This is a genomic window from Effusibacillus sp. SKA8, from assembly GCF_058273125.1.
In genome coordinates this window covers 1-2,485 of sequence record NZ_JBZCSF010000033.1, presented here as the reverse complement: position 1 = coordinate 2,485, position 2,485 = coordinate 1, and the positions used below count along the sequence as shown (strand labels likewise).

2 protein-coding genes are annotated in these 2,485 nt (G+C 53.9%); both read right to left on the bottom strand.

Annotated elements, in window-relative coordinates; translation table 11 throughout:
* Positions 1-50: 50 nt before the first annotated feature.
* Complete coding sequence (gene istB / locus AC4ED1_RS14535) at positions 51-806, bottom strand: IS21-like element helper ATPase IstB (protein WP_490939846.1); 756 nt, start codon at positions 804-806, stop codon at positions 51-53.
* The gene (gene istA / locus AC4ED1_RS14530) at positions 803-2,344 is read right to left on the bottom strand and encodes an IS21 family transposase (protein WP_490939848.1); all 1,542 of its coding nucleotides are present in this window, start codon (positions 2,342-2,344) and stop codon (positions 803-805) included. The genes istB and istA overlap by 4 nt, the downstream gene beginning before the upstream one ends.
* Positions 2,345-2,485 lie beyond the last annotated feature (141 nt).

Here is a 2,485-nt window from a genome sequence, read left to right as displayed (position 1 = left end):
TGTAACCGTCAAGTACCTTTGAACAATTTTCGCTAATTTATTTTCAACAACTAACAACTTCCAAATATGGTTTGGCGGTGCTTGAGTCGGTAACTGTCCCCCGTCAGGTGAATCACTTCGCTTCGATGCAGGATGCGGTCCAGAATAGCGGTCGTGACGGCCGGGTCTCCAAGCAGTTCTCCCCAGTCTTCCGGTCCTTTGTTGGACGTCAGGATGATGGAGGCCTGCCCGTACAACTTGTTGACCAATTGGAAGAACAAGTGGGCTTCCTGCCGATCCAGCGCCATGAACATCAGATCGTCCAGAATCACCAGATCGGAACGCACGATCCGCTTCACTCGCAACTGGGCGTTTCGGGAAATCTCTTGCGTCTTCAAGAGATGCAACAACTGATCCATCGTGACGAAACTGACACTATATCCTTGATTCAGTGCTTCAACGCCCAGTCCGATCGCCAGATGCGTCTTCCCGACGCCTGGCGGGCCCAAAAAGAGCAAGTTATAATGCTGCTCCAGCCAGATCAGTTCCCGAAGTTGCTGCAACTGGCGTTGTCCCAGGGACGGCTGTTCGTCGACCCGGAATTCGTCCAACGTTTTCAGTTCCGGGAACGCGGCGCGTTTGTACCGGCGGGCAAACTGCTTTTCTTCCCGTTTTTTCAACTCGTACGATAGCACGCGATGCAAACACTGGCGGTAACTCCATTGCCGGGTTTCGGCTTCCAAAAGGAGTTCGTCCAGCGCCCCAGCGGCGGCGGTTAACTGCAGCGCGCTGCATACGGACTTTAGTTCCATCGTCGCTTCCTTCATCGGGCTCCCTCCAGGATGGCTTGATACACGTCAAACGGGCGAACTTGCGGCTTCATCTTCAGCTTCTGCCGCTGGGGCTCTTCCAACAACCGGACATCGGTCGGAGCCGCTGGTGCGCCGGTCGATTTCAGAGCCGCGTAATAGTGCAGGGCATCCACGAAATCCGTGGCCTGGTAGAGTCGATGTTTCAGACAATAGCTTAGCGCTTGCGCTAGCGTATCCGGATCCGCGTCTTTGGCGTGCCGGTCGATCCATTGCAACTGATCCCGAATGTAACGCGGTTTTTGTTCGCGGATGACCGTCAGATAGGATCGCGCTTGATCCGGATCGGGAAAGCGAGCGGCGACGTGCTCCAGATAGGCATCAATCCCCTTGGACCGATCCCGGGCATGGTTGGTATTTTTGATGAGTTTGCCTTTCCCCGCATGCAGCGGATGGCGTGCCAGCTCCTCACCGGTTGTCGGGTCGTACGCCACCAACTGCTTGTCCGGCATCACCCGAATCCCTACGGACGTGTCCGGGCCGGTGTAGGTTCCAAGCGGCAGCGAGTACCGGTTCCCCTGAAAGACAATCGTATTGTCTTTTCGCACCCGTCTTGTTATACTGGGGGCAGAATTGGTTTGGATTTTTTGGGGAACCGGCAGGAGATGGCGCCGCTCTTCGGCGAACACATCCGCCGGTATTTTTTTGGTCGTATGGTGCATCCGCCCGTTTCCGGTCCGATCCAGCCAGGCCAAGCAGTCCTCGTTCCAGCGGTCGATGTGGGGAAACGTCCGATGACGGGCAAAGTTGCGTTTGACGAACCCGACGACGTTTTCCACCCGCCCTTTGCTTTCCGGATCCTGCTTGCGGCACATGCGCACTTGAAATCCGCGTTGCCGGACGTAGGCAGCGAATTCGGCTGTCAGGATCAAGTCACCATGATTTTCGCTGACGAGCAGCAAGTGATCCTGATCATAGACGATCTCGCGGGTCATGCCGCCGAAAAATTCGAAGGCATTCTCATGACAACGAACGACGTCCGCTGTAGTGAACGGTCGATCCTGCCATTCCACGTATTTGTACCGGGAATGGGACAGGACGAACGTCATGCACCATAACCGTACAGGACGCTGATGAAGATCGTGCGTTTTCGTTTCGCCGAAATCGACCTGCATCTGCTGTCCCATGGGAGGATCTTCAATCGCTTCGTACTGGCGCATGGGCTTGCTTTTCGGGATGCCATGCTGCTCACGCAAGTGCCGGACAAAGTTCCGCACGGTACTCTCGCAGACGTTGGCATCCAAGCGCCGTTCCTTCAACCAGTCATGAATCTGGGCAGCCGACAGATCGGGATATTCCTGCAACCATTGGAGAATTTGAGATTCGTACGAATCTAGTTTCTTACGCCTTGTCTTCATCGATTCGACGAACGCCTGCATCTCTTCCGGCGACATGTCCAGATATTTGTACACCGTGTTTCGCGAGATGTTCAGTTTACGGGCAATCTGGGAAACGTTAAGCCCTAGTTGTTTCAGTTGATAGATTTCGATGTACATAGGCCACCTTTCTGCGAATTTCATTCTCCTCACCCTACGCTGACTGAATTTCCAGCTTGATTATATCGGGGGAGGGAGAATCAGGGAATTCGTGTTCAAGATTATTTCGTATCTCTTGTTAATTTTATTTTAGCGGTCACA